Origin of the sequence: Agromyces marinus (assembly GCF_021442325.1) — a bacterium.
GTDB lineage: Bacteria > Actinomycetota > Actinomycetes > Actinomycetales > Microbacteriaceae > Agromyces > Agromyces marinus.
Genome location: NZ_CP087879.1, coordinates 908,949 through 933,545, shown reverse-complemented (window position 1 = coordinate 933,545; position 24,597 = coordinate 908,949). Strand labels below are relative to the sequence as shown.

Here is a 24,597-nt window from a genome sequence, read left to right as displayed (position 1 = left end):
AGCCGATGAACGACACAGCACGCCAACCCGACCCGATCGCCCTCGACCTCCGGTTCGCCACGCGCAACGTCACCGCCGAGGAGGCCGCAGCGGTCACCGCGGTCCTCGTGCAGGCGATCGCCGAAGGCGACCCCGAACCCGTCCCGGAACGGCGCAGCGAGTGGTCGCATCCGCGCAACGCAGTGCGCTCGCCCATCGTGGTCGGCCCCGGCCGGTGGGTCGCGTCGGCGCGCTGAGTCCGTCTGCGCGCTGAGGACTGTCCCCCTTCCGGAGGCGCGGGTCCGGCTCCGGCGAGCGGATGCCGACGATCGGTCCCCCTCCATGTCCCCCGAAATGCTGACTTCCCCGGAGCGCCCGGCTTTGTAGCATGGTGGTACGCACTCCACAGGAGTCGTACCGCCGCCGGATGGGTAACCGGCGGCGCTCTGGGGGCGAGTCAGGGCGACATTCGGGTTGTCGCCGTGACTCGGGCTTGTCGGGGGGTCGGTAGGGGCCGACCCCCCGCTCCCATGTCCGGGGGCCTCGATCCGCCGGTCGGACCCGCTCAGCGCTCCTCAGCGAAGGCGCCTGCCGCGCGCGGGATCTCGAGCCACAGGGCGACCTCCGCTTCGTCGGAGTCGAGATCGGCGTCGGCACCGCTCAACCCGACGACCGTGACCGCGACCGCCGAACCCTCGGCGGCGGTGCGCACCACGATGCGCTCGGCGGCGGTCGACTCCAGCGCCTCCGCCAGCCGCGAGAGGATGCGATCCCGCTCGACCTCGTCGAGGTCGTCGATCCCGCCCTCGTCGAGCAGGGTCACCGTCGCGCCGCGTTCCCGCGCCGCCCGCACGGCCGCGCGCACGGCCGGGGTCAGCAGCATCCGCCCCCGGATCTCGTCGCGGATCGCCGCCTCGAGCCTGCGGCACTCGGCCCGCTCCGCGTCGGTGAGCAGGCGCCGCTCGGCGATGCGCCGGAGCATGGGCGATGCGAGCCGCTGCGTCTGCGCGAGCCGCATCCGGCCCTCGAAGAGGTGGGCGTCCTGTGCGGCCTGCCATGCTGCGGCCTCGCGTTCGGCCTGCGCGTACCGCCTCGTCGCCCGCGCCGCACCCGCCAGCGCGGACGAGAGCATGTGCGCGATCGCGACCCACACGATGCTGCCGACGACGCCGAGCGTGCCGAGCGCGAGCGGTCCGGCCCAGAGCAGGGTCTGCAGCGCGAGGACGAGGACGCCGACCCAGGCGACCACCAGTTGACGTCGGGCCGCGGCGATGGTCATGAGCGTTCCGACCGCGGCGACGTACCACGTGGCGTACCCGTTCTCCGCGTCCGGGTCGAGCTGGCTGGTCACGAGGACGGGCAGGACGATGCCCACGGCCAGGTCGAGGGCCGCGAGCCAGTCCGGCATGCGCGCGCGCCGCGTCGGCCAGAGGCTCAGCACGGTCGCGACGGAGTACAGCACGAGTGCGACCACCACGGGCCACGGCGACGCCGGAGCACGGGTCGCGAGCGAGGAGACCCCGAGGACCACGTGGTACCCGGAGAACATCGCCGCGAGCGCCAGCAGGAGCCAGCGGGGGACGGAGATCATGCGCGCCCCTCCACTCCCGCGGGCCAGGCGAGCGTGACCCGGGTGCCCTGCCCGGGCCCGGACTCCACCCGTGCGAACCCGCCCTCGCCGGTCATCCGCTCATCGATCGACACCCGCAGGCCGAGCCGACTGGCCGGGACCGCGTCGGGGTCGAACCCGGCGCCGTTGTCGCGCACCCTGATCACGCACCCGCCGGGCGCGACCCCGGAGATCAGCAGCTCCCTCCGGACGCGACCGATCGGCCCGTCGGCGTGCTGCACGCTGTTGACCATCGCCTGCATCGCCGCCGACGACAGCGCGTCGACGACCGCGACGGGCAACTCGACCCCGTCGACGCCCTCGACATCGACGATGAAGGGCGCCGCGAAGCCCTCGACCCCGGAGCGGAGCCGCCGCACGAGCACCTCCAGCGGGACGCGATCGTCGGAACCGGGCACCTCGACCGCGGCCTCGTCGAGCCGTCGCACCGCGTCGGCGGCCATGCGTCCGGCCAGCGCGCGCTCCGCGGGCGTCCGCGCCGCGGCGGCCGCGAGCAGGGTCGTGAGCACGCTGTCGTGCACGAGCGCGTCGACCTTGACGCGCTCGGCCTCGTTCGCGTGCTCGCGAGCGACGGCGTCGTACCGCTCGAGCGCGGCCTCCTGCGCGGCATCCACCGCACTCGCGGCCTGCCTGAGCATCGTCACGATCACGAGCACCACGCCGCCGAGGATCACCGCGTACATGGTGTCGAGCACCGCGATGAGCGGGCTCGCCCCGCCGCCCGCCGCGGTGAGGCGCACCACGCCGTACGCCGCGGGCACCGCCGTGGTGTACGCCGCGGCCGGTGCGACCGGAAGGGCCACGACGGCGGCGGTCGTCGCGACCGTGCACAGGTAGTACAGCCAGGGCGTCTGGCCGGCCATCGCAGCGGGATCCACGACGAGCAGCGGCCAGGCCAGCAGCGCGAGCGCGTACACGCCGGCGAACACGAGCGCCGCGGCGCGCACCGCGGTGCGGGTGAAGGCCGCGGCCGCGAGCGCGGCGATCGCGCCGTAGAGCCCGGCCATCATCGCCACGCCCGCGCCGTTCGCCAGGAAGTTCGCCTGCTCGACGGCGCTCGGCACGGTCTGCGCCCCGAACACCACCCCGAACGCCCCGAGCGCACGCGCCGTGACGGTCTCGACCTGGGCGCGGCCCACCGCGCCGCGGCTCCGGAACAGGCGGTCGGGCCGCCGGTCAGGCGCGGGCATCCCCGCCCTCTGCGTCGAGGCCGGGGAGGATGCCGTCCTCGACCGCCCGGCGCAACAGGTCGACCTTGGTGGGGGCGGGGCGGCCGACCTCGACGTACTTCGCCCGGATGCGGTCGAGGTACTCGCGTGCGGTCGAGTGCGCGATGCCGAGCTTCTGCGCGACGAGCTTGAGCGGCAGCCCCGAGGCGTAGAGGTTGAGCACGTCGCGTTCCCGGCGACCGAGCTGCGCCTTGGCGAACTCGCGATCGGCCTCGATCGCGCTCGCCCACTCGACGTTGTTGAGCGCCTCCCCGCGCGCCACCGTCGCGATCGCCGCGATCACCGCGGAGGTCGGGGCCGACTTCGGGATGACGCCCGCAGCGCCGGCGGCGAGGGCCTCGCGCACGGCGGCGACGCGGTCGGCGATGCTGTGGACGAGCACCTGGCTCCCGGCGGCGAGCACCGCTCGCACGTTGTCGGTGACCCGGGAGCCGTCGCCGAGCGAGAGGTCCAGGAGCACCACCCGGGCCGGGTCGACCTTCGGATCGTCGAGCAGCCCGAGGAGCGCAGCGACATCCGCGGTGTCGGCGACGACGACGTAGCCGGCGTCGGCGCATGCCGCGCGGAGTCCGAGCCGGACGGCCTCGTGGTCGTCGACGATCGCCACCGTGGTCGGTGCGTCCTCGGTCCGTCCGCCGGTCTGCGTCGTCACAACGTCCCCCCGTCGTCTCATCGCGCGTCGCCGCGCCCGTCTCACACGATAGCCCTCAGCCGCGCGACCGCCTCGACGTGGTGGGTGTTCGGGAAGAGGTCGAATGCCCTCACGGTCTCGAGCCCGTACCCGTGGGCGCGGAAGGTCGCGACGTCGCGGGCGAGCGCCACCGGGTCGCAGGCGACGTAGACGACCTGCTCGGGCCCGAGCGCCGCGAGTCGCTCGACGACCGCGCGTCCGGCGCCCGACCGCGGCGGGTCGAGCACGACGGTCGCGCCGCGCAGCGCCCGCTCGCCCCGGTCGACGAGCCGTTCCAGGTGGCGGTCGACGCGGTCGGTGACCGCCCGGGCGCCCACCCACTCGGCGAGGTTCGCCCCCGCGTGCTCGGTCGCCCTCGGGTCGGCCTCCACGCTCGTGATCCGGGTTGCCACGCCGAAGCGGTCGCCGAGCGCGGCCGCGAGCAGGCCCACGCCGCCGTAGAGGTCCTGGTTGTCGGCGGCGGGGTCGAACGCGTCGGCGTCGACGGCGGCCCGGACCGCGGCGGTCAGGGTCGCGGCGGCCCCGCGATGCACCTGCCAGAATCCGTCGCGCTGGAGCGTGAAGCTCCGGTCGCCCACGCGTTCGGTGATCGTGGGCGAGTCCTCGTCCCGATCCTCGGGGGTGCGGACCACGAGCGCAGGGTCGCCGTCGGACGGCGCGACGAGGTCGACGGCGTCGGCCCCGGCGAGCGCGCGGTCGAGCGGCGCGAGCGCCGCGAGTTCGGCGCTCGCGAGCGGGAGCGAGCCGACCGGCACGACCCGGTGGCTGCGCGCGGCGTAGGGCCCGACGGTTCCGTCGGGTGCCACGTGGAGTCGCACGCGCGTGCGCCATCCGGTACCCGCGTCGGCATCGACGCCGGGGGCGAGCGCGTCCTCGACCGGTTCGACCTCGACGCGTCGGTCGACGCCGCCCATGCGGGCGAGGGCGTCGGCGAGCACCTCGCCCTTCAGCGCACGCTGGCGGGCCATGCCGATGTGCCCGAACTCGGCGCCGCCCGCGCGCCGCTCCGGTGCCCGGTCGACGGATGCCTCGGGCCAGACGTGTTCGCGCCGGTCCGGCGACGCCGTCAGCACCTCGATCGTCTCGGCCCGCCAGAACCGGTCGCGACCCGCATCCGTCACCTGCACGCGCACCCGCTCGCCGGGGATCGCGTCGGCCACGAACACGACGCGCCCGTCGTGGCGGGCGACGGCGACGCCGCCGTGCGCGATGCGCTCGACGTCGAGTTCGAGCACGGGTCCGGGCTCGGGCGGACGGGGCTGCGCGGGGCGGGACGCCCGGCTACGGGCGGTGCGGCGCGGGTGCCTGCGACGGGATTCGGCCATCGTCCGAGCATCGCACACGGGGCCGTGTGCGAGCGGGGAGCCGCACGGGCAGGATGGACGCATGCGCCTCTACCTCGCCTCGACCTCCCCCGCACGCCGCCAACTGCTGCGCCAGGCCGGGATCGAGCCGGTGCTCGTCGCGCCCGGGGTCGACGAGGAGGCCGCGGTCGCGGCGCACGAGGCCGAGCACGGGGCGCTCGCGCCGCAGGACCTGGTGCAGTTGCTCGCCCGGCTCAAGGCGGAGGCGATCCTGGGGCGCGAGGTCGACGGTGCGCCGATCGACGGGTTCGTGCTCGGCGGCGACTCGGCGTTCCTCGTCGACGGCGTGCTGTACGGCAAGCCGCACCGGCCGGAGGTCGCGCGCGAACGCTGGCTCCGGCAGAACGGGCGGTCCGGGGTGCTGTGGTCCGGTCACTGGGTCATCGACCACCGCGGCGGGAGGGTGCGCGGAGCCGTCGGCCGGGCGGCCTCCGCGGTCGTCGAGTTCGCCCGGCTCGACGAGGACGAGATCGACGCGTACGTCGCCTCCGGCGAGCCGCTCGCGGTGGCCGGTGCGTTCACGGTCGACAGCCTGGGCGGGCCGTTCATCCGCTCCGTGACCGGCGACCCGTCGACCGTGGTCGGGTTCTCGCTGTCGACGCTGCGCGACCTGGTGCGCGAAGCCGGCGCTCGCTGGACCGACCTGTGGAACCTCGGCGAGCGCTGACGATCGGCCCGCAACGCCCGCGTCGTTGTCGACGACCGAAACACCCGTCGTGCTTTTTTGTGGACGCCGTCCAAAGTCGGGCGCGAATCCGCCAATAGGCTTGGGTTCCATGCGTCGCATCACCAAGGTCCTCATCGCCAACCGCGGCGAGATCGCCGTCCGCGTCATCCGCGCCGCCCGGGATGCCGGGATCGGCTCCGTCGCCGTGTACGCCGACCAGGACCGCGACGCCCGCCACGTCAAGCTCGCCGACGAGGCCTACGCACTCGACGGCGCCACGAGCGCCAAGACCTACCTCGTCATCGACAAGCTGCTCTCGGTCGCGCGCCGCTCCGGCGCCGACGCCGTGCACCCCGGATACGGCTTCCTCGCCGAGAACCCCGACTTCGCGCGCGCCGTCATCGACGCCGGGCTCATCTGGATCGGACCGTCGCCCGAGGCCATCGAGCGCCTCGGCGACAAGGTGTCGGCGCGACACGTCGCCGAGAAGGTCGGCGCGCCGCTCGCACCCGGCACCCTGAACCCCGTGGCGGATGCCGCCGAGGTGCTCGAGTTCGTCGACGTGCACGGGCTGCCGGTCGCGATCAAGGCCGCGTTCGGCGGCGGCGGGCGCGGACTCAAGGTCGCACGCGAGCGCGGCGAGGTCGCCGAGCTGTTCGAGTCGGCGACCCGCGAGGCGGTCGCGGCGTTCGGGCGCGGCGAGTGCTTCGTCGAGAAGTACCTCGACAGGCCCCGCCACGTCGAGACCCAGTGCCTCGCCGACGAGCACGGCAACGTCGTCGTCGTGTCCACGCGCGACTGCTCGCTGCAGCGTCGCCACCAGAAGCTCGTCGAGGAGGCGCCCGCGCCGTTCCTCAGCGAGGAGCAGAACCGCCTGCTCTACGAGTCGTCGAAGGCGATCCTGAAGGAGGTCGGCTACGTCGGCGCCGGAACGTGCGAGTTCCTCATCGGCCAGGACGGCACCGTGTCCTTCCTCGAGGTGAACACGCGCCTCCAGGTCGAGCACCCCGTCTCCGAGGAGGTCACCGGGCTCGACCTCGTGCGCGAGCAGTTCCGCCTCGCCGAGGGCGGCGTCCTCGACTACGCCGACCCCGTGCCCGCCGGTCACTCGTTCGAGTTCCGCATCAACGGCGAGGACCCGGGCCGGGGCTTCCTCCCCGCCCCCGGCCCGATCCACCAGCTCCGGTTCCCCGGCGGGCCCGGCGTGCGCGTCGACTCCGGCGTCACGAGCGGCGACGAGATCTCGGGCGCCTTCGACTCCCTGCTCGCCAAGCTCATCGTGACCGCCCCGACCCGCCAGGAGGCACTCGAGCGCGCCCGCCGCGCGCTCGACGAGTTCGAGGTCGCTGGCCTGCCCACCGTGCTGCCGTTCCACCGCGACATCGTCCGCGACCCCGCGTTCGCCCCCGCCGGCGACGAGCCGTTCTCCGTCTACACGCGCTGGATCGAGACCGAGTACGACAACACGCTCGAGCCCTGGTCGGGCGAGCTCACCGAGACCACGGGCCCGGCCGCCCGCTCGAGCGTCGTCGTCGAGGTCGACGGCCGCCGCATCGAGGTCTCGCTGCCCACGCGACTGGCCGGGCCGCCCTCCGGCGCCGCCGCGACGGCCGGAGCCGCTCCGCGGCGCCGTGCCGCCCACCAGTCGGTGGACACCGCGACCGGCGACGCCGTGACCGCACCCATGCAGGCCACGGTCGTCAAGGTCGCGGTCGCCGAGGGCGACACCGTCGTCAAGGGCGACCTCGTGCTCGTGCTCGAGGCCATGAAGATGGAGCAGCCGATCGTCGCCCACAAGGACGGCGTGATCGGCCTCGTGAACGCCGAGCCCGGCGCAACCGTCTCGAGCGGCCACCTGCTGCTCTCGATCGCCGACGCGTAGCCCTCGCGGCCGCGCGCCGCTACGGTGAACGCGTGGTCGTCCCCTTCCGCGCCCTCGCGCTCGCCTTCCGCCTCGTCGCCCTCGTCCTGATCGCCACGGGCCTCGTCCGGATCCTCGGGCTGCTCACGCCCAGCCCCTCCTGGGCCTCGCTGACCTACTACACGGTGCTCAGCAACGTGCTGTGCCTCGTCTGGGTGGCCGTGCTGGTCTGGACGACCGCACGCGACCTGCGCCGCAGGGGCACCCGCGGCTGGTCGACCCCGTCGCCGCGCTTCGGCGGTGCGGTCATGGAGGCCATCACGGTCACGATGCTCGTCTACCTGGTCGTGCTCGTGCCGACCACCTTCCAGCAGGCCGGCGACTACGAGCCGTTCACCCTCACCGACAACCTCATCCACATCATCACCCCGTGCCTGCTCATCGCGGACTGGCTGCTGTTCTCCCCGAAGGGCACGTTCCGGTGGACGGACCCGCTGCGATGGGCGCTCATCCCCTACGCGTACCTGCTGTTCGCGTTCACCTGGAGCGCCCTCGGCGGCACGTTCGGCGGGAGCCGCCGCTACCCGTACCCGTTCATGGACGTCGATGCGCACGGCGTCGGCGGCGTCGCCCTGTGGATCGCCGTGCTCACGGTCGCGCTCGTCGCGGTCGGGTACGTCTTCGTCGCGGCGGACCGGCTGCTCGATCGTCTCGCCGCGCGCGGCGACGCCGGGAGCACGGCGACGCCGGGGGCACGGATGCCGCGAGCGCGGCCTCAGCGGACGACGTGCATGGCCCGGGCGGCGTCGGTCAGCGACCCGGTGAGCGAGGGGTAGACGGGGAACGCCTCGGCGAACTGGTCGACCGTGAGACGGTGCTCGACCGCGAGCGCGAGTGAGAAGATCAGCTCCGACGCCTTCGGTGCCACGACGACGCCGCCGATGATGGACCCCGACGCGCTCGAGGCGAACAGCTTCACGAACCCGTCGCGGATGCCCATCATCTTCGCGCGCGGGTTCGACGACAGCGGCAGCTTGTAGACGACACCCGGCACGACGCCCTGCTCGATCTCGTTCTCGGTCCACCCGACGGTCGCGATCTCGGGCTGCGTGAAGATGTTCGAGGTGATGTTGCGGTCCTCGGGCGGGTTCACGACGTCGCCCATCGCGTGGAAGACCGCGGTGCGGCCCTGCATCGAGGCGACGGATGCCAGCGGCAGGAACGTCGTGCAGTCGCCGGCCGCGTAGATGTTCGGCATCGAGGTCCGGGCGACTCGGTTGACCCGGATGTGGCCGGAGTCGGCCAACTGGACGCCCGCCTCCTCGAGCCCGAGGTCGGCGGTGTTCGGCACCGATCCGACCGCCATGAGGCAGTGCGAGCCGCGGACCTCGCGGCCATCGGAGAGCGTCGCGAGCACCCCGTCGCCGTCGACGACGACCGAGTCCGCCCGGGACTTCGAGAGCACCTTCATGCCGTTGCGCTTGAACACCTTCTCGATGACGGCCGCGGCGTCGGCGTCCTCGCCGGGCAGCACGTGCTCGCGGCTCGAGATGAGCGTGACCTTCGCGCCGAGCGCGCGGTACGCCGAGGCGAACTCCGCCCCGGTCACGCCCGAACCGACGACGATCAGGTGCTCCGGCACCTGCCTGAGGTGGTAGAGCTGGGTCCAGGTGAGGATGCGCTCGCCGTCGGGCACCGCGGTCGGCAGGACGCGCGGCGTCGCCCCCGTCGAGATCACGAGCGTGTCGGCCTCGATGCGGTCGAAGTCGGTTCCGCCCTTCGAGGTCGCGACGATGACCGCGTTCGGCCCGTCGAGGCGGCCCTCGCCCTGGACCAGACGGACGCCGGCCTCGAGGAGGTTCGTGCGCATGTCCTCCGACTGCTGGGCGGCGAGCCCGAGCAGGCGCTTGTTCACGGCCTGCAGGTTGATCGCGACATCCGGCTTCACGGCCTTCTCGTCGGACCCCCTCGCGAAGAACTGCACGCCGAGGTCGGCGGCCTCCTTCACGGCGTTGGAGGCCTCGGCCGTCGCGATGAGCGACTTCGACGGAACGACGTCGGTGAGCACCGCCGAGCCGCCGACACCGGCGCGTTCGACCAGGGTGACCTCTGCGCCGAGCTGCGCGGCCGCGAGCGCGGCCTCGTAGCCGCCCGGTCCACCCCCGAGTACGGCGATCCTCTGCGTGCGCTCGAAGGTGGTGTGCATGACCTCCATTCTCACGTACGCGCGGCGGCCCGCGCGAACGCGGCGCCGGCTCGCGCCGAGGTGCGCACACGAGCACGTCGGCGCACGCACGATGCCGTGGCATCCGCCCTTGCGTAGCATGAGGGGATGCAGCACGTGAACCCGCTCGACGATCCCGCCGCCGACCCGTTCGCCGTCGCTCGCGATGCGGCGGCGCGCATCGCCGAACTCACCGGCGTCGAACGTCACGACCTCGCACTCACGCTCGGGTCCGGGTGGGGGGCGGCCGCCGAGCTGATCGGCGAGACGACCCACACCATCCCGGCCTCCGAGGTGCCCGGGTTCTCCAAGCCCGCGCTCGAGGGGCACGTCGGCACGCTGCGCTCGGTCGCGCTCCCGAACGGGCGGCGCGCGCTCGTCATCGGCGCACGGACCCACTACTACGAGGGCCACGGCGTGCGCCGCGTCGTCCACTCGGTCCGCACCGCTGCGGCGACCGGCGCGACGACGATGATCCTCACCAACGGCGCCGGCGGGATCAAGGAGCACTGGACGCCGGGCACGCCCGTGCTGATCAGCGACCACCTCAACCTCACGGCCGACTCCCCGCTCGAGGGCGCGACCTTCGTCGACCTGACCGACCTGTACTCCGCGCGCCTGCGCGGGCTCGCCCGCGAGATCGACCCGTCGCTCGACGAGGGCGTGTATGTGCAGTTCCGCGGCCCGCACTACGAGACGCCCGCCGAGGTGCAGATGGCGAAGACCGTCGGCGGCCACATCGTCGGCATGTCGACCGCGCTCGAGGCGATCGCGGCGCGGCAGTCCGGCATGGAGGTGCTCGGCATGTCGCTGATCACCAACCTCGCGGCGGGCATCCAGTCGACGCCCCTCAGCCACGAGGAGGTCATCGAGGCCGGCCGGGCCGCAGAGGCGAAGATCTCCGACCTGCTCGCGAAGGTCGTCGCCGCGATCTGACGCGCAGCGACGCACACGAATCGACCCGGCGCCGGCACGCGCCGCGAGGCATGAGAGAAGGCAGACGGATGCCGCACCCCACCGACGACGAACGCATCGCCCGCGCCGAGGCCTGGCTCACCCAGGACCCGGACCCCGAGACCCGCGCCGAGCTCGCCGCGATCATCGCGCTCGTGCGGGCGGGGGATGCCGCGGCATCCGCCGACCTCGCCTCGCGCTTCGACGACCGACTCGCGTTCGGGACGGCCGGGTTGCGCGGCGAGATCGCCGCGGGACCGAACCGCATGAACCGGGTGCTCGTGGCGCAGGGCGCCGCGGGGCTCGCGGCCTACCTGCTCGAACGCGCGTCCGCCGCGGGCGGCACCGGCGCGGGAGGCGCACCGAGCGTGGTCGTCGGGTACGACGGCCGACGCAATTCCCGGGTGTTCGCGCACGACGTCGCCGAGGTCATGGCGGGCGCGGGCGTGCGCGCCGTGCTGCTGCCGCGGCTGCTGCCCACCCCCGTGCTCGCGTTCGCCGTCCGGCACCTCGACACGAGCGCGGGCGTCATGATCACGGCCTCGCACAACCCGCCGAACGACAACGGCATGAAGGTCTACCTCGGCGGCGACGACGGCGGGGCGCAGATCGTCGCGCCCGCCGACGCCGAGATCGCCGCGCACATCTCGCGGATCGCCGCGAGCACGGCCGTACCCGACCTTCCGCGCGGCGCCGTGGAGACCGCCGACGAGTCCGTGGTCGACGCGTACGTCGCGGCGACGGCGGCGGTGGCATCCGCCCCGACCGCGCAGCCGAAGGTGGTCTACACCGCGATGCACGGCGTCGGCTGGGAGACGCTGCAGCGCGTCCTCGAGGCGGCCGGGTTCGCGGCGCCGGCGCTCGTGTCGGCGCAGATCGAGCCCGACGCTCGCTTCCCCACGGTCGCGTTCCCGAACCCGGAGGAACCGGGCGCCATGGACCTCGCGTTCGAGACCGCCCGGGCCGAGGGCGCAGACCTCGTCATCGCCAACGACCCCGACGCCGACCGGCTCGCCGTCGCGATCCCGGACCCCGCGTCGACGGACGGGTACCGCCGCCTGACGGGCAACGAGGTCGGCCTGCTCCTCGGCCTGCAGGTCGCCGAGCGGGTCGCCTCGCGCGCCGGGTCGACGGATGCCGGGAGCCCGCGCGGCACGCTGGCGTGCTCGATCGTCTCCTCCCCCGGGCTCGAGGCGATCGCACGCGCGCACGGGCTGGACTTCCGTGCGACGCTCACCGGGTTCAAGTGGATCTCACGCGCCCCCGGGCTCGTGTTCGGCTTCGAGGAGGCGCTCGGCTTCCTGGTGAACCCGGACACCGTGCGCGACAAGGACGGCATCTCGGCCGCCGTCGCGTTCCTCTCCCTCGCATCCCGCCTGGCCGGCGAGGGGCGCACCGTCGCCGATCACCTCGACGAGGTCGTCGAGCGCTTCGGGGCCTTCGACTCGGCGCAGGTGTCGATCCGGGTCACCGACCTCACGCGCATCGCCGACGTCATGGCGCGGCTGCGCGCCGAGCCCCCGACCGAGGTCGGCGGTATCCGGGTCGAACGCATCGACGACCTGGCGACGGGCGCCGACGGCTACCCGCCCGCCGACGTGCTCCGGCTCGTCTTCGACGGCGGCGCTCGCGTCATGGTGCGGCCGAGCGGCACCGAGCCGAAGCTCAAGGTCTACATCGACGCCGCCGCGACCGAGGGGTCGATGCGCGAACGCCGCGCGGCGGCATCGGAGGCCGTCGCACGCCTCGAGGCCGGCATGCGGGAGCTCGTGGCCTGAGGCCGGGGTCAACCCGTCCGGGGCGGGGCGCCGGCGAGCACGGACCGCACCTCGGCCGGGGATGCCGCCGCAGCGAGCCGCTCGATCACGGCCGGGTCGTTGAACGCGTTCGCCGACTCGGCCACGCTTGCGACGTGCTCTTCGGGCCCCGTCGCAGCGAGCCCGAGCACGACGCGCACCGGGTCGTTGTGCGGATGGCCGAACGCGACGGGCTCGGCGAGGGTGACGACCGCGAGCCCGCTGCGGCGGACGTCCGGTCCCGGGCGCGCGTGGGCCAGCGCGAGGCCCGGCGCGATCACGACGTACGCACCGAACTCCTCGAGGACCCGGATCATCCGATCGGTGTACCCGGGGAACGTGGCACCCGAACGCACGAGCGCATCACCGGCGGCGCGCACGGCGGCACGCCAGTCGGGCACGACGGCGTGCAGGCGGATCGCGTCGTCCGGCAGCGGAGGAAGGGTCATCCGCGTCAGGCCTCGTCGAAGCCGTCCTGGATCAGCTCGGCGAGCTCCTCCCGGTCGTCGAGCGGGAGGAACGCCGCCGCGGCGGCGTTCAGCTGGAACACCTCGAAGTCGTCCAGGTCGTACCCGAACGCGTCCGAGAGCAGCGCCAGCTCGCGAGTGAGCGACGTGCCCGACTGGAGCCGGTTGTCGGTGTTCACCGTCACCCGGAACCCGAGCTGGTACAGCAGGTCGAAGGGGTGGTCGAGCAGTTCGTCGCCCCACGCGGCGATCGCACCGGTCTGCAGGTTCGAGGACGGGCTCGTCTCGAGGGCGATCTCGCGGTCGCGCACCCACTGCGCGACCGGGCCCAGCGAGACGTACGTGTTCTCGTCGTCCTGGCGTTCGACGGTGAGGTCCTCGGCGAGGCGCACGCCGTGCCCGAGGCGCAGCGCACGCCCGTCGAGCAGGGCCCCCTTGATCGACTCCAGGCCGTCCGCTTCGCCCGCGTGCACGGTCACCGGCACGAAGCGGGAGGCGAGGAAGTCGAACGCGGTGCGATGCCGGCTCGCCGGGAATCCCGCCTCGGCGCCGGCGATGTCGAAGCCCACGACCCCGCGGTCGCGGTGGCGCACGGCGAGCTCGGCGATCTCGAGGCCGCGATCGGCGTGACGCATGGCCGTGATGAGCTGACCCACCCGGATCCGCTTGCCGTCGCGCCCCACCTCGTCGACGCCCTCGTCGAGCCCGGCCTGGACCGCCTCGACCGTCTCGTCGAGCGTGAGCCCGCGGGTGAGGTGCTGTTCGGGCGCCCAGCGGATCTCACCGTAGATCACGCCGTCGGCGGCGAGGTCGTGCACGAACTCGCGGGCGACGCGCGTCAGCCCCTCGCGGGTCTGCATGACGGCGGTCGTGACGTCGAACGTCTTCAGGTACTCGACGAGCGAGCCCGAGTCGGACTGGTCGGCGAACCACCCGGCGAGCGCATCGGCGTCGGTCTCGGGCAGTTCGAGGCCGATCTCGTCGGCCAGTTCGATGACGGTGTGCGGCCGGAGTCCGCCGTCGAGATGATCGTGCAGCGAGATCTTCGGCAGCGACCGGATGTCGGTGCCGTCCCCCTCGATCCGGTAGTCGGTCGCGTGCGTGTCCACCCCACCACGATAGCGGCGCGCACTCCCGCGGCGCACTGCCGGTTCGTGCGGGTTCCGCAGGCCCGCGCGTGTCGCGCCGCGCTAGCGTCCGATCCGGTCGGCGATGAGCGGGCCGCCGTCCTGTACGGGCGAACCGGCGTCGCCGATCTCCCACGCCCCGGCCACGGCCTCGAGTGCCCGGGCGAACCGGGCGGGCTCGTCGGCGTGCAGGGTGAACAGCGGGTCGCCCGCACGCACCCGATCGCCGGGCTTGGCGTGCAGGTCGATCCCCGCGGCGTGCTGCACCGGGTCCTCCTTGCGCGCGCGCCCCGCACCGAGGCGCCATGCCGCGATGCCGAACGGGAGCGCCTCCTGCCGGACGAGCACGCCGTCCCGCTCGGCCGTGACCACGTGCTGCTCGCGGGCCACCGGCATCGGCGCGTCGGGGTCCCCGCCCTGCGCCCGGATCGACGCGCGCCAGGTGTCCATGGCCCGGCCGTCGTCGAGGGCCGCCTCGACATCGGCGTCGGCGACGCCCGCGAGTTCGAGCATCTCGCGTGCGAGCGCGACCGTGAGTTCGCGCACGTCCGCCGGTCCGCCGCCCGCGAGGACCTCGACCGACTCGCGGACCTCGTTCGCGTTCCCGATCGTGAGGCCGAGCGGCACGTTCATGTTCGTCAGCAGCGCCGAGGTGGCAACGCCGGCGTCCTCGCCGAGCTCGACCATGGTCCGCGCGAGTTCGCGCGAGCGCTCGATGTCCTGCAGGAACGCCCCGGACCCGAACTTGACGTCGAGCACGAGCGCACCCGTGCCCTCGGCGATCTTCTTGGACATGATCGAGGAGGCGATGAGCGGGATCGCCTCGACCGTGCCGGTGATGTCGCGCAGGGCGTAGAGCTTCTTGTCGGCCGGCGCCAGGCCCGCGCCGGCCGCGCAGATCACGCCGCCGACGTCGCGCAGCTGAGCGAACATCTCGTCGTTGGTGAGGTCGGCCCGCCACCCGGGGATCGACTCGAGCTTGTCGAGCGTGCCGCCCGTGTGGCCGAGTCCACGACCCGAGAGCTGCGGCACCGCGACGCCGAAGGCCGCGACGAGCGGCATGAGGGGCAGCGTGATCTTGTCGCCGACGCCACCCGTGGAGTGCTTGTCGGTCGTCGGCTTCCCGAGCCCGGAGAAGTCCATCCGCTCACCCGAGGCGATCATGGCCATCGTGAGGTCCCGGACCTCGCGCCGGGTCATGCCGTTGAGGAAGATCGCCATGGTCATGGCCGACATCTGCTCGTCGGCGACGTAGCCGCGGGTGTAGGCGTCCACGAGCCAATCGATCTGCTCGGTCGCGAGCTCTCCGCGGTCCCGCTTGGTGCGGATCAGGTCGACGGCGTCGAAGGCTTCGACGGCGCTCATGCGGGCTCCCCCCGGTACTCGGCGAGCTGTCGTGGCCCGAACGCATCGGGCAGCACCTCGTCGATCGACTTCAGGCCCGAGACGGTCTCGAGCACCATGCCCTCGGCCGAGTGCTCGTAGAGCAGCTGCCGGCATCGCCCGCAGGGCATGAGCACGTTCCCGTGCCCGTCGACGCACGTGAAGGCGATCAGCTTGCCGCCGCCGGACATGACGAGGGCGGACACGAGCGAGCACTCCGCGCAGAGGGTCACGCCGTACGACGCGTTCTCCACGTTGCATCCGCTCACGATGCGGCCGTCGTCGGCGATCGCCGCCGCGCCCACGGGGAACTGCGAGTACGGCACGTAGGCCTTGGCCATCGCCTCGCGAGCGATCTCGCGCAGGTGGTTCCAGTCGATCGTCTGCTGGTCGGTCACTGCCGGCCTCCTCGGTTCAGGCCTTGATGTAGGGCTTGCCCGCGGCGGCCGGTCCGCGGACCTTGCCGACGAACCCGGCGACGGCGAGGATCGTGACCACGTACGGCAGCATGAGCATGAACTCGCTCGGGACCGGCGAGCCGATGACCGAGAGGGTGTTCTGCAGGTTCGAGGCGAACCCGAACAGGAGTGCCGCGAGCGTGGCCTTGATCGGATCCCACTGCCCGAAGATCACGGCCGCGAGGGCGATGAAGCCCGCGCCCGCGGTCATCTCCTTGTTGAACGCGCCGACCGCGCCGAGCGTGAAGAACGCGCCGCCGAACCCGGCGATGGCGCCCGCGAGCGAGACGTTCCAGAATCGCGTGCGCGCCACGTTGATGCCCACCGTGTCCGCGGCCTGCGGGTGCTCGCCGACCGAACGCAGGCGCAGTCCCCAACGCGTGTGGAACAGGCCGACGTACACCAGCGCCACGATCACGTACATGGCGTAGATGATGAGCGTCTGCCGGAAGAACATTGGCCCGATGATCGGGATCTCGGACAGGATCGGGATCGGGATCCGAGGCAGGCGCGGCGGCGAGTTGAGCAGCTCGGCGTTGGGCGCGAGCACCTGGGAGAAGAAGAAGCTCGTCAGGCCGATCACGAGGACGTTGAGCACGACGCCGACGATGACCTGGTCGACGAAGTACTTGATCGCGAACGCCGCGAGCACGAACGCGACGAGCACGCCCGAGACCGCGGCCGCGAACAGGCCGACGATCGGGCCGAGCCACTGCTGCCCGATCACCGAGGCCACGACCGCGGAGGTGAACGCGCCGGCGAGCAACTGCCCCTCGATGGCGATGTTGATCACGCCCACGCGCTCGGAGATCACGCCGCAGAGCGCACCGAAGATGAGCGGGACCGACAGGCTGAGCGCGCCCGCGAGCAGCCCCGGCAGCGGGATCACCGGTGTCCGCGCGCCGGCCGCGGCCCAGGTCAGGAACGCGATGAGCCCGATGACCGTGAAGAGCACGACGAGCCAGAGCGGAACGCTGCGCTTGGCGCGCACCAGGGCGGCGGATGCCGCGGTGAGCAATGCCATGAGGATGACGCAGGTCCACGTCATCAGCGGCCCGTTCACCTCGATGTCGGCGATCTGGATCGCGTCGCGCGGCGCCGACACGCGGAAGATCGCGACGCCCTGGTGGTCGGTGAGCCAGAAGAGGAGCGCGAGCAGCGCGGTGAGGATCGCGAACGAGACGGGCGCCTTCCAACTGACGACGATCTTCGTGGCGAGCGCGCCCTCGTGGGGTGCGACGGCGTGGTGCTGGCTGGTTGCGGTCACTTCGCCGCCACCTCCTCCTGGGGTGCGGTGCGCGTTCGCTTCTTCCTCGGCTTCGATCCCGGCTGCGGGAGTCGGAAGATCGCACGCACGAGGGGTGGCGCCGCGATGAACAGGACGATGAGGGACTGCACGACGAGGACGATGTCGATCGGCACGCCCTCCGCTGCCTGCATCGAGAACCCGCCGGCCTTGAACGCGCCGAACAGGATGCCGGCCGCGAGGATGCCCCACGGGTTGGATCCACCGAGCAGCGCGACCGTGATGGCGTCGAAGCCGATGCCGGCGTCGATGCCGGCGGAGAAGCCGGTGGTGACGGTGCCGAGCACCTGGTCGACGCCCGCGAGGCCGACGAGTCCGCCGGCGATGAGCATGGCGTAGACGTACATGGCGTTGACGTTGATGCCCGCGACGCGGGCCGCCTTCGGGTTCAGGCCGACCGCGCGGAACTGGAATCCGAGGCTGGAGCGGTCGAGGATCCACCACACGAGCACGACGCAGGCGAGCGAGAGGATGAATCCGAAGTGCAGGTTGTACCCGGGGAACAGGTCGAAGAGGATCGCCGAGTCCTTCATCGGCGGCGTCTTCGGGTTGTTCGAGCCGGGCGCCTGCAGGAGGCCGGGGGTGCGCAGCATCCACGACACGAGGTAGAGCGCGACGTAGTTGAGCATGATCGTGACGATCACCTCGTGCGCGCCGGTGCGCGCCTTGAGCACGCCCGCGATGCCCGCCCAGAGCGCGCCCGCGACGATGCCGGCGATGACGGCGACGATCATGTGCAGCGGGAACGGCAGGTCGAGCGAGAAGGCGACCCATCCCGCGGCGGATGCCGCGAGCAGCATCTGGCCGCGGCCGCCGATGTTGAACATGCCGACCTTGAAGGCGAGTCCGACGCCGAGTCCTGCGGCGATGAGCGGCGTGGCGAAGTTCAGCGTCTCGGTCAGGGGGCGGATGCCGGATGCGAAGTCGGGTCGGCGGAAGTTGTAGACCGATCCCTGGAACAGCGCCGAGTAGGCGCCGGCGACGGAGTCCCAGATCGCGACGAACGTGTCGCCGGGCCGGGCGAAGAAGTACCCGGCCGCCGCCTGCACGCGTTCGTCGGTGAAGGCGATCATCACGGCGCCGACGAGCAGGGCGAGCAGCACCGCGAGGACCGAGATGATCGCGTTGCCCGTGGCGATCTCGCGAAACGCCTGCTGCCAGCGCGAGGGCTCGTCGCCGTCGGGCTCGCGCTCGATGACGGGCTCGTCCGGCGGAACCTGTTCGCCGGTCTCGAGCGCGACGTCCGGGTCGTTCCTGTCGGTCATGCGGCCGCTCCTTCGGGGCTCGGGGCGTCGCCGGATGCACCCGGCATCTCGCCGGCCATCATCAGGCCGAGGGTCTCGCGGGGGGTGTCACCCGGCACGATGCCGACGACCTTGCCGCGGTACATCACCATGATCCGGTCCGCGAGCGCCGTGACCTCGTCGAGTTCGGTGGACACGACGACCACCGGCACGCCGGCGTCGCGCGTCTCGACGATGCGCTTGTGGATGAACTCGATCGAGCCGACGTCGACGCCGCGCGTGGGCTGCGCGGCGACGAGCAGGTTGAGTTCACGACTGAGCTCGCGCGCGAGCACGACCTTCTGCTGGTTGCCGCCGGAGAGCCTGCCGGCCTTCGTGTCGATGCCGGGCGTGCGCACGTCGAACTCCTCGACCTTCTCGGTCGCGAACTCGGCCAGGTATGCGCGCTGCACGTTGCCGGCCTTGACGAACGGCTCGCCGCCGGAGCGGTCCAGCATGAGGTTCTCGGCGACCGTGAACTCGCCGACGAGGCCGTCCTCGGTGCGATCCTCGGGGACGAATCCGACGCCCGCATCGAGGATCCTGCGGACGGAGTGCCCACTGATCTCCCGGCCCTCGAGGCGGATGCTCCCCTCGACCCGGGGCTGCAAGCCGACGAGCGCCTCGGTGAGCTCGGTCTGGCCGTTGCCCTGGACGCCCGCGACTGCGAGGACCTCTCCGCGGCGGACGGCGAAGCTGACGTCGTTGACCACGAGCTGGCCGATCGAGTCGACGACGTTCAGGTGCTCGACCTGGAGCGATTCCTCGCCGAGCGTCGGTTCCTCCTTCTGCACGGTCAGCTCGACCGCGCGGCCGACCATGAGCGAAGCGAGTTCGGCGTTGGAGGCGGTGGGGTCGGCCTCGCCGACGACCTTGCCGAGCCGCACGACCGTGATCTTGTCGGCGACCTCCCGCACCTCGCGGAGCTTGTGCGTGATGAACACGATCGAGGCGCCGGACTCCTTGAGCTGGCGCATGATGCCCATGAGCTCGTCGGTCTCCTGCGGCGTGAGCACCGCGGTCGGCTCGTCGAACACGAGCACCCGCGCGTCGCGCGAGAGCGCCTTGATGATCTCGACGCGCTGCTGGACGCCGACCGGGAGGTCGTCGACGAGGGCGTCGGGGTCGACGTGGAACCCGAACCGGTCGCTGATCTCGCGCACCCGACGCCGTGCTTCGGCGAGGTCGAGGAGCCCGCCGCCGCGGGTCTGCTCGTGGCCGAGCATGACGTTCTCGGCGACGGTGAACACGGGGATCAGCATGAAGTGCTGGTGGACCATGCCGATGCCGGCCCGCATCGCGTCGCCGGGCCCCGCGAAGTGCTGGATGCGATCGTCGAGGAGGATCTCGCCCGCGTCGGCCTGGTAGAGGCCGTACAGCACGTTCATGAGCGTCGACTTGCCCGCGCCGTTCTCTCCGAGGAGGCAGTGGATCTCCCCCGCCTCGACGGTGAGGTCGATGTGGTCGTTCGCCACCAGGGAACCGAACTTCTTCGTGATTCCTCGGAGTTCGAGTTTCATGCCACCGATCCTAGTGATCGAGACCCGATTCGCAGCGGCTGTGCGCCGAAGTGCGCCGATGAGCGTCGCGGGTTGCTCAGATGTTGGCGGATGTGCGCGGATCCGCCCGGAGTGCACGAAGGGAGGCCGGTGCAGCACCGGCCTCCCTTCGTTCGCGAGGGTCAGCCCGCGAGGTAGGACTCGACGGTGATGTCACCGTCGATGATCATCTGGCGCAGCTCGTCGAGCTTGTCCGACAGCTCGGCCGGCACCGCATCCTCGAAGTCGTGGAACGGTGCGAGGCCGACGCCCTCGTTCTCGAGGGTGCCGATGAACGGCGACGGGTCGAACTCGCCGTTGCCGGCGGCGACGATCGCCTCTTCGACGCCGACGTCGATGCCCTTGCGGATCGAGGTCAGCAGCAGATCGCCGACCGACGGGTCGGTCTCGAAGACGTCGGCGTCCACGCCGAGCATCATGATCTCGCGGCCGGAGTCGCGGATCGCCGCGGCACCCGACTGGTAGATCGGGCCGCCGACGGGCAGCAGCACGTCGATGTTCTGGTCGATCAGGCCCTGGGCGACCTGGCGCGCGGTGTCGTTGGCCTCGAAGCCGCCCGTGAAGGAGCCGTCCTGTGCCTCGCGGTCCCAGCCGAGCACCTGGACGTCGGCGCCGTTCTCCTCGTTGTAGTACTCCACGCCCTGCGCGAAGCCGTCCATGAAGATCGACACGGTCGGGATGTTGATGCCGCCGTAGGTTCCGACCGCGCCGGTCTGGCTCATGCCGGCCGACAGGTAGCCCGCGAGGAACGCGGCCTGCGCGGTGTCGAAGATGATCGGCTTGATGTTCTCGGCGTCGGTCGTGCCGTCGAAGTCGGTGTCGACGGTGTCGTCGATCGAGACGTACTCGAGGTCGGGGTTCGCCGTCGCCGACTCGAGCGCGGCGGGCGCGAGCAGGAAGCCGACCGTCACGATCGTGTTGCAGCCCTGGTCGACGAGGTTCTGCAGGTTGGCGTTGTAGTCGGTCTCGGCCTGCGACTCGACGAGGGTCGGTTCGACGCCGAGCTCCTCGGATGCGGCCTCCAGGCCCTCGCGGCCGAGCTGGTTGAACGACTTGTCGTCGAATCCGCCCGCGTCGGAGACCATGCAGGGCAGGTAGTCGAGGGTCTCGCCCTCGCCATCCGCCGACTCCTCGGGCGCCGACGCGCAACCCGCGAGCAGCGCGACCGCACCGAGCGTCGCGAAGCCGCCCATGGCGGCCTTCTTGAACGTGAACGTCACAGTGTCCTCCAAAAGACTGCACCCCGAGCGGTCTCGGGGACCGTGAGGTCACGTTACCCAAAGTTGCGGCCTGCGCCACGGGGCCCCGGACCCGCGTGGGTCAAAGGTTATGAAGCCGCGACCTTCTGCTCATATGAGCAGGGAACGCTCACCCCCGAGCGGGGGACGCGATCACGGAGCAGACGGCGACTCGACCACCACTTCGCCCCCGACGATGGCCTCGCGAAGCCCGTCCAGCTCGCCCTGGAGCGAGGGCGGCACCCGGGCTTCGAGATCGTGGTAGGGAGCGAGCCCGACGCCGCCGTTCTCGAGCGTGCCGACGTACGGCGCATTCGAGAAGGCGCCCGACTCCACGTCCCCGACGATCTCGACCATGGCCGCCTGCGTGTCCTTCAGGACGCTCGTGAGCAGCACCGGCCGGAACTCGGCGGGCAGGCTCTCCCAGCCGTCGCTGTCGACCCAGATCACCGCCGTCCCCCCGTGCTCGACGGCGGCCGCCGCTGCGCCCTCGCCGACCTGCCCCGCGACCGGGAGGATCACGTCCGCACCCTGGTCGATGAACCCCTCGGCCAGGACCTTGCCCTTGTTGATGTCCTCGAAGTCGCCCGTGAACGACCCGTCCTGGGCGGCCTTGTCCCAGCCGAGCACGCGGACCGCCGCGCCGTGGACCTCGTTGTACCTGCCGACGCCGTCGACGAAGCCGTCCATGAAGAGCGTCACCGGCGGCTGGTTGCCGCCGCCGAAGGTCGCGACGACGCCCGTCCGGGACACCCCGGCGGCGAGGTAGCCCGCGAGGAACGACGCCTGCGCCGTGTCGAACACCACGGACTTGACGTTCTCTGCCTCGACCGTCTCGTCGACGATCGCGAAGGCCACGTCGGGGTTCGCCTCGGCCTCCGCGAGGGTGGACTCCGCGAGTTCCCACCCGACCGTCACGATGAGCCCGCACCCGGAGTCCACGGCCTGCCGCACGTTCGGCGCGAGGTCGGTCTCGCTCGTGGAGACGAGGGCTTCGGCATCCACCCCGTACTCGCGCTCGGCCTCCTGGAGGCCCTCCCAGCTCGACTGGTTGAACGACCGGTCCTCGAGCCCCCCGGAGTTGGTGACCATGCGCACGCATCCGGCCTCCGGGGACCCGTCGCCCCCGGCGTCGGGTGCGGGCGCGCAGCCCGCGAACAGGACGGATGCCGCGACCAGCACGACCCCCGTCGCGATGACGTTCCGACGAGTCATCCCCGCTCCTCCCCCCGTGCCCGTCAGAGCACGTCGCTCGAACCGCCCAGACGCAGTGCGTCGACGACCGACTTCACCCGCTGCGCATGCTCGCTCGTGGTGACCAGCAGCGCGTCCGGCGTGTCGACGACGACGATGTCCTTGACGCCGATCAGGCTGATCACCCGGTCGGCGCGGCTGACGACGATGCCGCTGGCCGCGTCGGCGAGCACGCGCGCGTGCTCGCCGAGGATCGCGAGCTCGCCCGAGCGGCCCGCGGTGTTCAGCTTCGCCAACGAGGCGAAGTCGCCGACGTCGTCCCACTGGAAGTGGCCGCGCACCACGGCGAGGCGCCCGCGTTCCGCGGCCGGCTCGGCGACCGAGTAGTCGATCGCGATCTTCTCAAGCCGCGGCCAGATGCGGTCGACCGCGGGTCCGCGTCGCTGCGGGTCGTCCCACGCCTCCGCGAGTTCGACGAGCCCCGCGTGCAGGTCGGGCTTGGTGAGCGCGAGTTCCTCGAGCAGGCGGTCGGCACGTGCGATGAACATGCCGGCGTTCCAGAGGTGGCGGCCGCCGGCGAGGTACTCGCGAGCCGTCCCGAGGTCCGGCTTCTCGACGAAGCTCGACACCGCCGAGACGTGCTCGGCGCCCTCGACGTCGAGTTCGTCGCCGCACTCGATGTAGCCGAAGCCGACGGCCGGCTCGGTGGGCGTGATGCCGATCGTCGTGATGTACCCGGCGTCGGCCGCCGACACCGCCGTCCGCACCGCGTCGCGGAACAGGCTCGAGCCGGAGATCACGTGGTCGGCCGCGAACGAGCCGATGATCACGCCCGGCTCCCGCCGTTCGAGGATGGCCGCGGCGAGGCCGATCGCGGCGCTGGAGTCGCGCGGCTCGCTCTCGAGCACGATGTTGCGGTCCGCGAGCTCGGGAAGCTGGGCCTCGACCGCCGCCCGGTGAGCGCGACCGGTGACGACCATGATCCGCTGCTCGCCCGACAGCGGCGCGAGTCGTTCCCAGGTGTCGCGGAGCAGCGTCTGCCCGGAGCCGGTCAGGTCGTGCAGGAACTTGGGGGCGTCGGCGCGCGAGAGCGGCCACAGCCGCGAGCCGACGCCGCCCGCCGGGATCACGCTGTAGAAGCGGTCGAGGGGAGCCTGTCGCATCCAGTCAGGATAGCGGCGCCCCGTCGCGTCGCCACGGCGGCGAACGGAAGCATCGCCGCAGGCGGACTAGACTCGGTGCCGGGCCCATCGTTCGGCCCTGCCTGCCCGCAGTCGGGCGACGCACACCGCCAGGAGGGACGTCCATGTCAGCTACGACGACACGGACCCCGACCGCACCCGAGAAGCCGGCGAAGCAGTCGCCGGGCGGCACGCTGTATCGCGGCCGCGAGGGTATGTGGTCGTGGGTGCTGCACCGGATCACCGGAGTCGCGATCTTCTTCTTCCTGCTCGTGCACATCCTCGATACCGCGCTGGTCCGGGTGAGCCCGGAAGCGTACAACGCCGTCATGAGCACCTACAAGACGCCGATCATGGGCCTCGGCGAGGTCGCCCTCGTCGGCGCGATCGTGTTCCACGCGTTCAACGGCCTGCGCATCATCCTCGTCGACTTCTGGATGTGGGCGACCCGCAACCAGAAGCTGCTGTTCTGGATCGTCATCGGCCTGTGGGTCGTCACGATGCTCGCCTTCGTGCCGCGCCACCTCATGAACGTCTTCAGCCACTAGGAGCGCCGAGATGACCGTCATCGAATCCCCGCGCACCCCCACCCGCCCCGCACCGAAGCGCGGGCTGAACCTCGAGAAGTGGGGCTGGATCTACATGCGCGCCTCGGGCGTGCTGCTCGTCGTGCTCATCTTCGGCCACCTCTTCGTCAACCTCATGGTCGGCGAGGGCGTGAAGGCCATCGACTTCGGCTTCGTGGGCGGCAAGTGGGCCGACCCGTTCTGGCAGTGGTGGGACATCCTCATCCTCTGGCTGGCGCTGATCCACGGCGCCAACGGCATCCGCACGATCGTGAACGACTACACGAGCCCCGGTGGACTGCAGCGCGTCCTCAAGGGCGCGCTCCTGGTCTCGACCATCGCCCTGCTCGTGCTCGGCACGCTGGTCGTGTTCACCTTCGACCCGTGCCCGGCCGGCTCGCCCGCCGATCTGCTGCCCTCGTTCTGCCCCGCCGCTTAGG

23 protein-coding genes are annotated in these 24,597 nt (G+C 72.0%); 8 read left to right on the top strand and 15 right to left on the bottom strand.

Annotation, left to right across the window (positions count from 1 at the left end):
- The first annotated feature begins 5 nt into the window (after positions 1-5).
- Positions 6-236: an acyl-CoA carboxylase epsilon subunit gene (locus DSM26151_RS04420; protein WP_234661212.1), complete on the top strand. Its 231-nt coding sequence runs from the start codon at positions 6-8 to the stop codon at positions 234-236.
- A gap of 308 nt (positions 237-544) precedes the next feature.
- Here the strand turns inward: DSM26151_RS04420 and DSM26151_RS04415 are convergent, their stop codons facing one another.
- From DSM26151_RS04415 to DSM26151_RS04400, 4 genes are read right to left on the bottom strand one after another with little or no spacing between them, the layout of a single operon-like run.
- Positions 545-1,570, bottom strand: coding sequence for a hypothetical protein (locus DSM26151_RS04415; protein ID WP_234661211.1), 1,026 nt, complete (start codon positions 1,568-1,570; stop codon positions 545-547).
- The gene (locus DSM26151_RS04410; protein WP_234661210.1) at positions 1,567-2,799 is read right to left on the bottom strand and encodes a sensor histidine kinase; all 1,233 of its coding nucleotides are present in this window, start codon (positions 2,797-2,799) and stop codon (positions 1,567-1,569) included. The genes DSM26151_RS04415 and DSM26151_RS04410 overlap by 4 nt, the downstream gene beginning before the upstream one ends.
- Positions 2,786-3,490, bottom strand: a complete 705-nt coding sequence (locus tag DSM26151_RS04405) for a response regulator transcription factor (protein ID WP_234661209.1) — start codon at positions 3,488-3,490, stop codon at positions 2,786-2,788. Before DSM26151_RS04405 ends, DSM26151_RS04410 begins: the two co-directional genes overlap by 14 nt.
- A 41-nt stretch (positions 3,491-3,531) precedes the next feature.
- On the bottom strand, positions 3,532-4,764 hold the full coding sequence (locus tag DSM26151_RS04400) for a class I SAM-dependent RNA methyltransferase (protein WP_234661208.1): 1,233 nt from the start codon (positions 4,762-4,764) through the stop codon (positions 3,532-3,534).
- 151 nt (positions 4,765-4,915) lie between these two features.
- Here DSM26151_RS04400 and DSM26151_RS04395 point away from each other — a divergent pair, with 151 nt between their 5' ends.
- The 3 genes from DSM26151_RS04395 (at position 4,916) to DSM26151_RS04385 (ending at position 8,257) form a co-directional block, all read left to right on the top strand.
- A complete protein-coding gene (locus DSM26151_RS04395; protein ID WP_234661207.1) occupies positions 4,916-5,560 on the top strand; it encodes a Maf family protein in 645 nt (214 codons plus the stop codon).
- 109 nt (positions 5,561-5,669) lie between these two features.
- Positions 5,670-7,442 carry an acetyl/propionyl/methylcrotonyl-CoA carboxylase subunit alpha gene (locus DSM26151_RS04390; protein WP_234661206.1) on the top strand — a complete coding sequence of 591 codons (1,773 nt, stop codon included), beginning with the start codon at positions 5,670-5,672 and terminating at the stop codon, positions 7,440-7,442.
- A gap of 32 nt (positions 7,443-7,474) precedes the next feature.
- A complete protein-coding gene (locus DSM26151_RS04385; RefSeq protein WP_234661205.1) occupies positions 7,475-8,257 on the top strand; it encodes a Pr6Pr family membrane protein in 783 nt (260 codons plus the stop codon).
- Here the strand turns inward: DSM26151_RS04385 and DSM26151_RS04380 are convergent.
- Positions 8,197-9,627: an NAD(P)H-quinone dehydrogenase gene (locus tag DSM26151_RS04380; protein WP_234661204.1), complete on the bottom strand. Its 1,431-nt coding sequence runs from the start codon at positions 9,625-9,627 to the stop codon at positions 8,197-8,199. The two genes, DSM26151_RS04385 and DSM26151_RS04380, sit on opposite strands and share 61 nt — an antisense overlap.
- A 126-nt stretch (positions 9,628-9,753) precedes the next feature.
- Between DSM26151_RS04380 and DSM26151_RS04375 the strand changes: the two genes are divergently transcribed.
- Positions 9,754-10,581: a purine-nucleoside phosphorylase gene (locus DSM26151_RS04375; protein ID WP_234661203.1), complete on the top strand. Its 828-nt coding sequence runs from the start codon at positions 9,754-9,756 to the stop codon at positions 10,579-10,581.
- A gap of 68 nt (positions 10,582-10,649) precedes the next feature.
- Entirely contained in the window at positions 10,650-12,377 is a 1,728-nt protein-coding gene (locus DSM26151_RS04370; RefSeq protein ID WP_234661202.1) for a phospho-sugar mutase, read from the top strand.
- A gap of 8 nt (positions 12,378-12,385) precedes the next feature.
- Here DSM26151_RS04370 and DSM26151_RS04365 read toward each other — a convergent pair whose 3' ends face one another.
- The 10 genes from DSM26151_RS04365 to DSM26151_RS04320 all read right to left on the bottom strand — a co-directional run bounded on the left by DSM26151_RS04365 (position 12,386) and on the right by DSM26151_RS04320 (position 23,573).
- The gene (locus DSM26151_RS04365) at positions 12,386-12,844 is read right to left on the bottom strand and encodes a PTS sugar transporter subunit IIA (RefSeq protein ID WP_234661201.1); all 459 of its coding nucleotides are present in this window, start codon (positions 12,842-12,844) and stop codon (positions 12,386-12,388) included.
- Between the two features lie 5 nt (positions 12,845-12,849).
- Positions 12,850-13,971, bottom strand: a complete 1,122-nt coding sequence (locus tag DSM26151_RS04360) for an adenosine deaminase (RefSeq protein WP_234661200.1) — start codon at positions 13,969-13,971, stop codon at positions 12,850-12,852.
- An 81-nt stretch (positions 13,972-14,052) separates the two neighbouring features.
- Positions 14,053-15,354 carry a thymidine phosphorylase gene (locus tag DSM26151_RS04355; RefSeq protein WP_234661199.1) on the bottom strand — a complete coding sequence of 434 codons (1,302 nt, stop codon included), beginning with the start codon at positions 15,352-15,354 and terminating at the stop codon, positions 14,053-14,055.
- Positions 15,351-15,713 carry a cytidine deaminase gene (locus DSM26151_RS04350; protein WP_234661792.1) on the bottom strand — a complete coding sequence of 121 codons (363 nt, stop codon included), beginning with the start codon at positions 15,711-15,713 and terminating at the stop codon, positions 15,351-15,353. The genes DSM26151_RS04355 and DSM26151_RS04350 overlap by 4 nt, the downstream gene beginning before the upstream one ends.
- 73 nt (positions 15,714-15,786) lie before the next feature.
- Complete coding sequence (locus DSM26151_RS04345; protein ID WP_234661198.1) at positions 15,787-17,097, bottom strand: ABC transporter permease; 1,311 nt, start codon at positions 17,095-17,097, stop codon at positions 15,787-15,789.
- Positions 17,094-18,401 (bottom strand): ABC transporter permease, encoded by a 1,308-nt coding sequence (locus tag DSM26151_RS04340; protein WP_234661197.1) that lies wholly within the window; start codon positions 18,399-18,401, stop codon positions 17,094-17,096. Before DSM26151_RS04340 ends, DSM26151_RS04345 begins: the two co-directional genes overlap by 4 nt.
- Entirely contained in the window at positions 18,398-19,939 is a 1,542-nt protein-coding gene (locus tag DSM26151_RS04335) for an ABC transporter ATP-binding protein (RefSeq protein ID WP_234661196.1), read from the bottom strand. The genes DSM26151_RS04340 and DSM26151_RS04335 overlap by 4 nt, the downstream gene beginning before the upstream one ends.
- Before the next feature lie 161 nt (positions 19,940-20,100).
- The gene (locus DSM26151_RS04330; RefSeq protein WP_234661195.1) at positions 20,101-21,198 is read right to left on the bottom strand and encodes a BMP family lipoprotein; all 1,098 of its coding nucleotides are present in this window, start codon (positions 21,196-21,198) and stop codon (positions 20,101-20,103) included.
- Between the two features lie 171 nt (positions 21,199-21,369).
- Positions 21,370-22,431 (bottom strand): BMP family lipoprotein, encoded by a 1,062-nt coding sequence (locus DSM26151_RS04325; protein ID WP_234661194.1) that lies wholly within the window; start codon positions 22,429-22,431, stop codon positions 21,370-21,372.
- Between the two features lie 23 nt (positions 22,432-22,454).
- On the bottom strand, positions 22,455-23,573 hold the full coding sequence (locus DSM26151_RS04320; RefSeq protein WP_234661193.1) for a mannose-1-phosphate guanylyltransferase: 1,119 nt from the start codon (positions 23,571-23,573) through the stop codon (positions 22,455-22,457).
- A gap of 143 nt (positions 23,574-23,716) precedes the next feature.
- On the opposite strand from DSM26151_RS04320, the gene sdhC reads away from it, so the two are divergent.
- Both sdhC and DSM26151_RS04310 read left to right on the top strand, forming a co-directional pair.
- Positions 23,717-24,139 carry a succinate dehydrogenase, cytochrome b556 subunit gene (gene sdhC, locus DSM26151_RS04315; RefSeq protein WP_234661192.1) on the top strand — a complete coding sequence of 141 codons (423 nt, stop codon included), beginning with the start codon at positions 23,717-23,719 and terminating at the stop codon, positions 24,137-24,139.
- Positions 24,140-24,149: 10 nt separating this feature from the next.
- Entirely contained in the window at positions 24,150-24,596 is a 447-nt protein-coding gene (locus DSM26151_RS04310) for a succinate dehydrogenase hydrophobic membrane anchor subunit (protein WP_234661191.1), read from the top strand.
- The last annotated feature ends 1 nt before the right edge of the window (position 24,597 follow it).

Bases quoted from the DNA above. Each gene is read 5' to 3' on its own strand.
- DSM26151_RS04420 (WP_234661212.1), top strand. From the start codon at position 6: ATGAACGACACAGCACGCCAACCCGACCCGATCGCCCTCGACCTCCGG.
- DSM26151_RS04415 (WP_234661211.1), bottom strand. From the start codon at position 1,570: ATGATCTCCGTCCCCCGCTGGCTCCTGCTGGCGCTCGCGGCGATGTTC.
- DSM26151_RS04410 (WP_234661210.1), bottom strand. From the start codon at position 2,799: ATGCCCGCGCCTGACCGGCGGCCCGACCGCCTGTTCCGGAGCCGCGGC.
- DSM26151_RS04395 (WP_234661207.1), top strand. From the start codon at position 4,916: ATGCGCCTCTACCTCGCCTCGACCTCCCCCGCACGCCGCCAACTGCTG.
- DSM26151_RS04390 (WP_234661206.1), top strand. From the start codon at position 5,670: ATGCGTCGCATCACCAAGGTCCTCATCGCCAACCGCGGCGAGATCGCC.
- DSM26151_RS04380 (WP_234661204.1), bottom strand. From the start codon at position 9,627: ATGCACACCACCTTCGAGCGCACGCAGAGGATCGCCGTACTCGGGGGT.
- DSM26151_RS04375 (WP_234661203.1), top strand. From the start codon at position 9,754: ATGCAGCACGTGAACCCGCTCGACGATCCCGCCGCCGACCCGTTCGCC.
- DSM26151_RS04370 (WP_234661202.1), top strand. From the start codon at position 10,650: ATGCCGCACCCCACCGACGACGAACGCATCGCCCGCGCCGAGGCCTGG.
- DSM26151_RS04365 (WP_234661201.1), bottom strand. From the start codon at position 12,844: ATGACCCTTCCTCCGCTGCCGGACGACGCGATCCGCCTGCACGCCGTC.
- DSM26151_RS04355 (WP_234661199.1), bottom strand. From the start codon at position 15,354: ATGAGCGCCGTCGAAGCCTTCGACGCCGTCGACCTGATCCGCACCAAG.
- DSM26151_RS04350 (WP_234661792.1), bottom strand. From the start codon at position 15,713: ATGGCCAAGGCCTACGTGCCGTACTCGCAGTTCCCCGTGGGCGCGGCG.
- DSM26151_RS04340 (WP_234661197.1), bottom strand. From the start codon at position 18,401: ATGACCGACAGGAACGACCCGGACGTCGCGCTCGAGACCGGCGAACAG.
- DSM26151_RS04335 (WP_234661196.1), bottom strand. From the start codon at position 19,939: ATGAAACTCGAACTCCGAGGAATCACGAAGAAGTTCGGTTCCCTGGTG.
- DSM26151_RS04325 (WP_234661194.1), bottom strand. From the start codon at position 22,431: ATGACTCGTCGGAACGTCATCGCGACGGGGGTCGTGCTGGTCGCGGCA.
- DSM26151_RS04320 (WP_234661193.1), bottom strand. From the start codon at position 23,573: ATGCGACAGGCTCCCCTCGACCGCTTCTACAGCGTGATCCCGGCGGGC.
- sdhC (WP_234661192.1), top strand. From the start codon at position 23,717: ATGTCAGCTACGACGACACGGACCCCGACCGCACCCGAGAAGCCGGCG.
- DSM26151_RS04310 (WP_234661191.1), top strand. From the start codon at position 24,150: ATGACCGTCATCGAATCCCCGCGCACCCCCACCCGCCCCGCACCGAAG.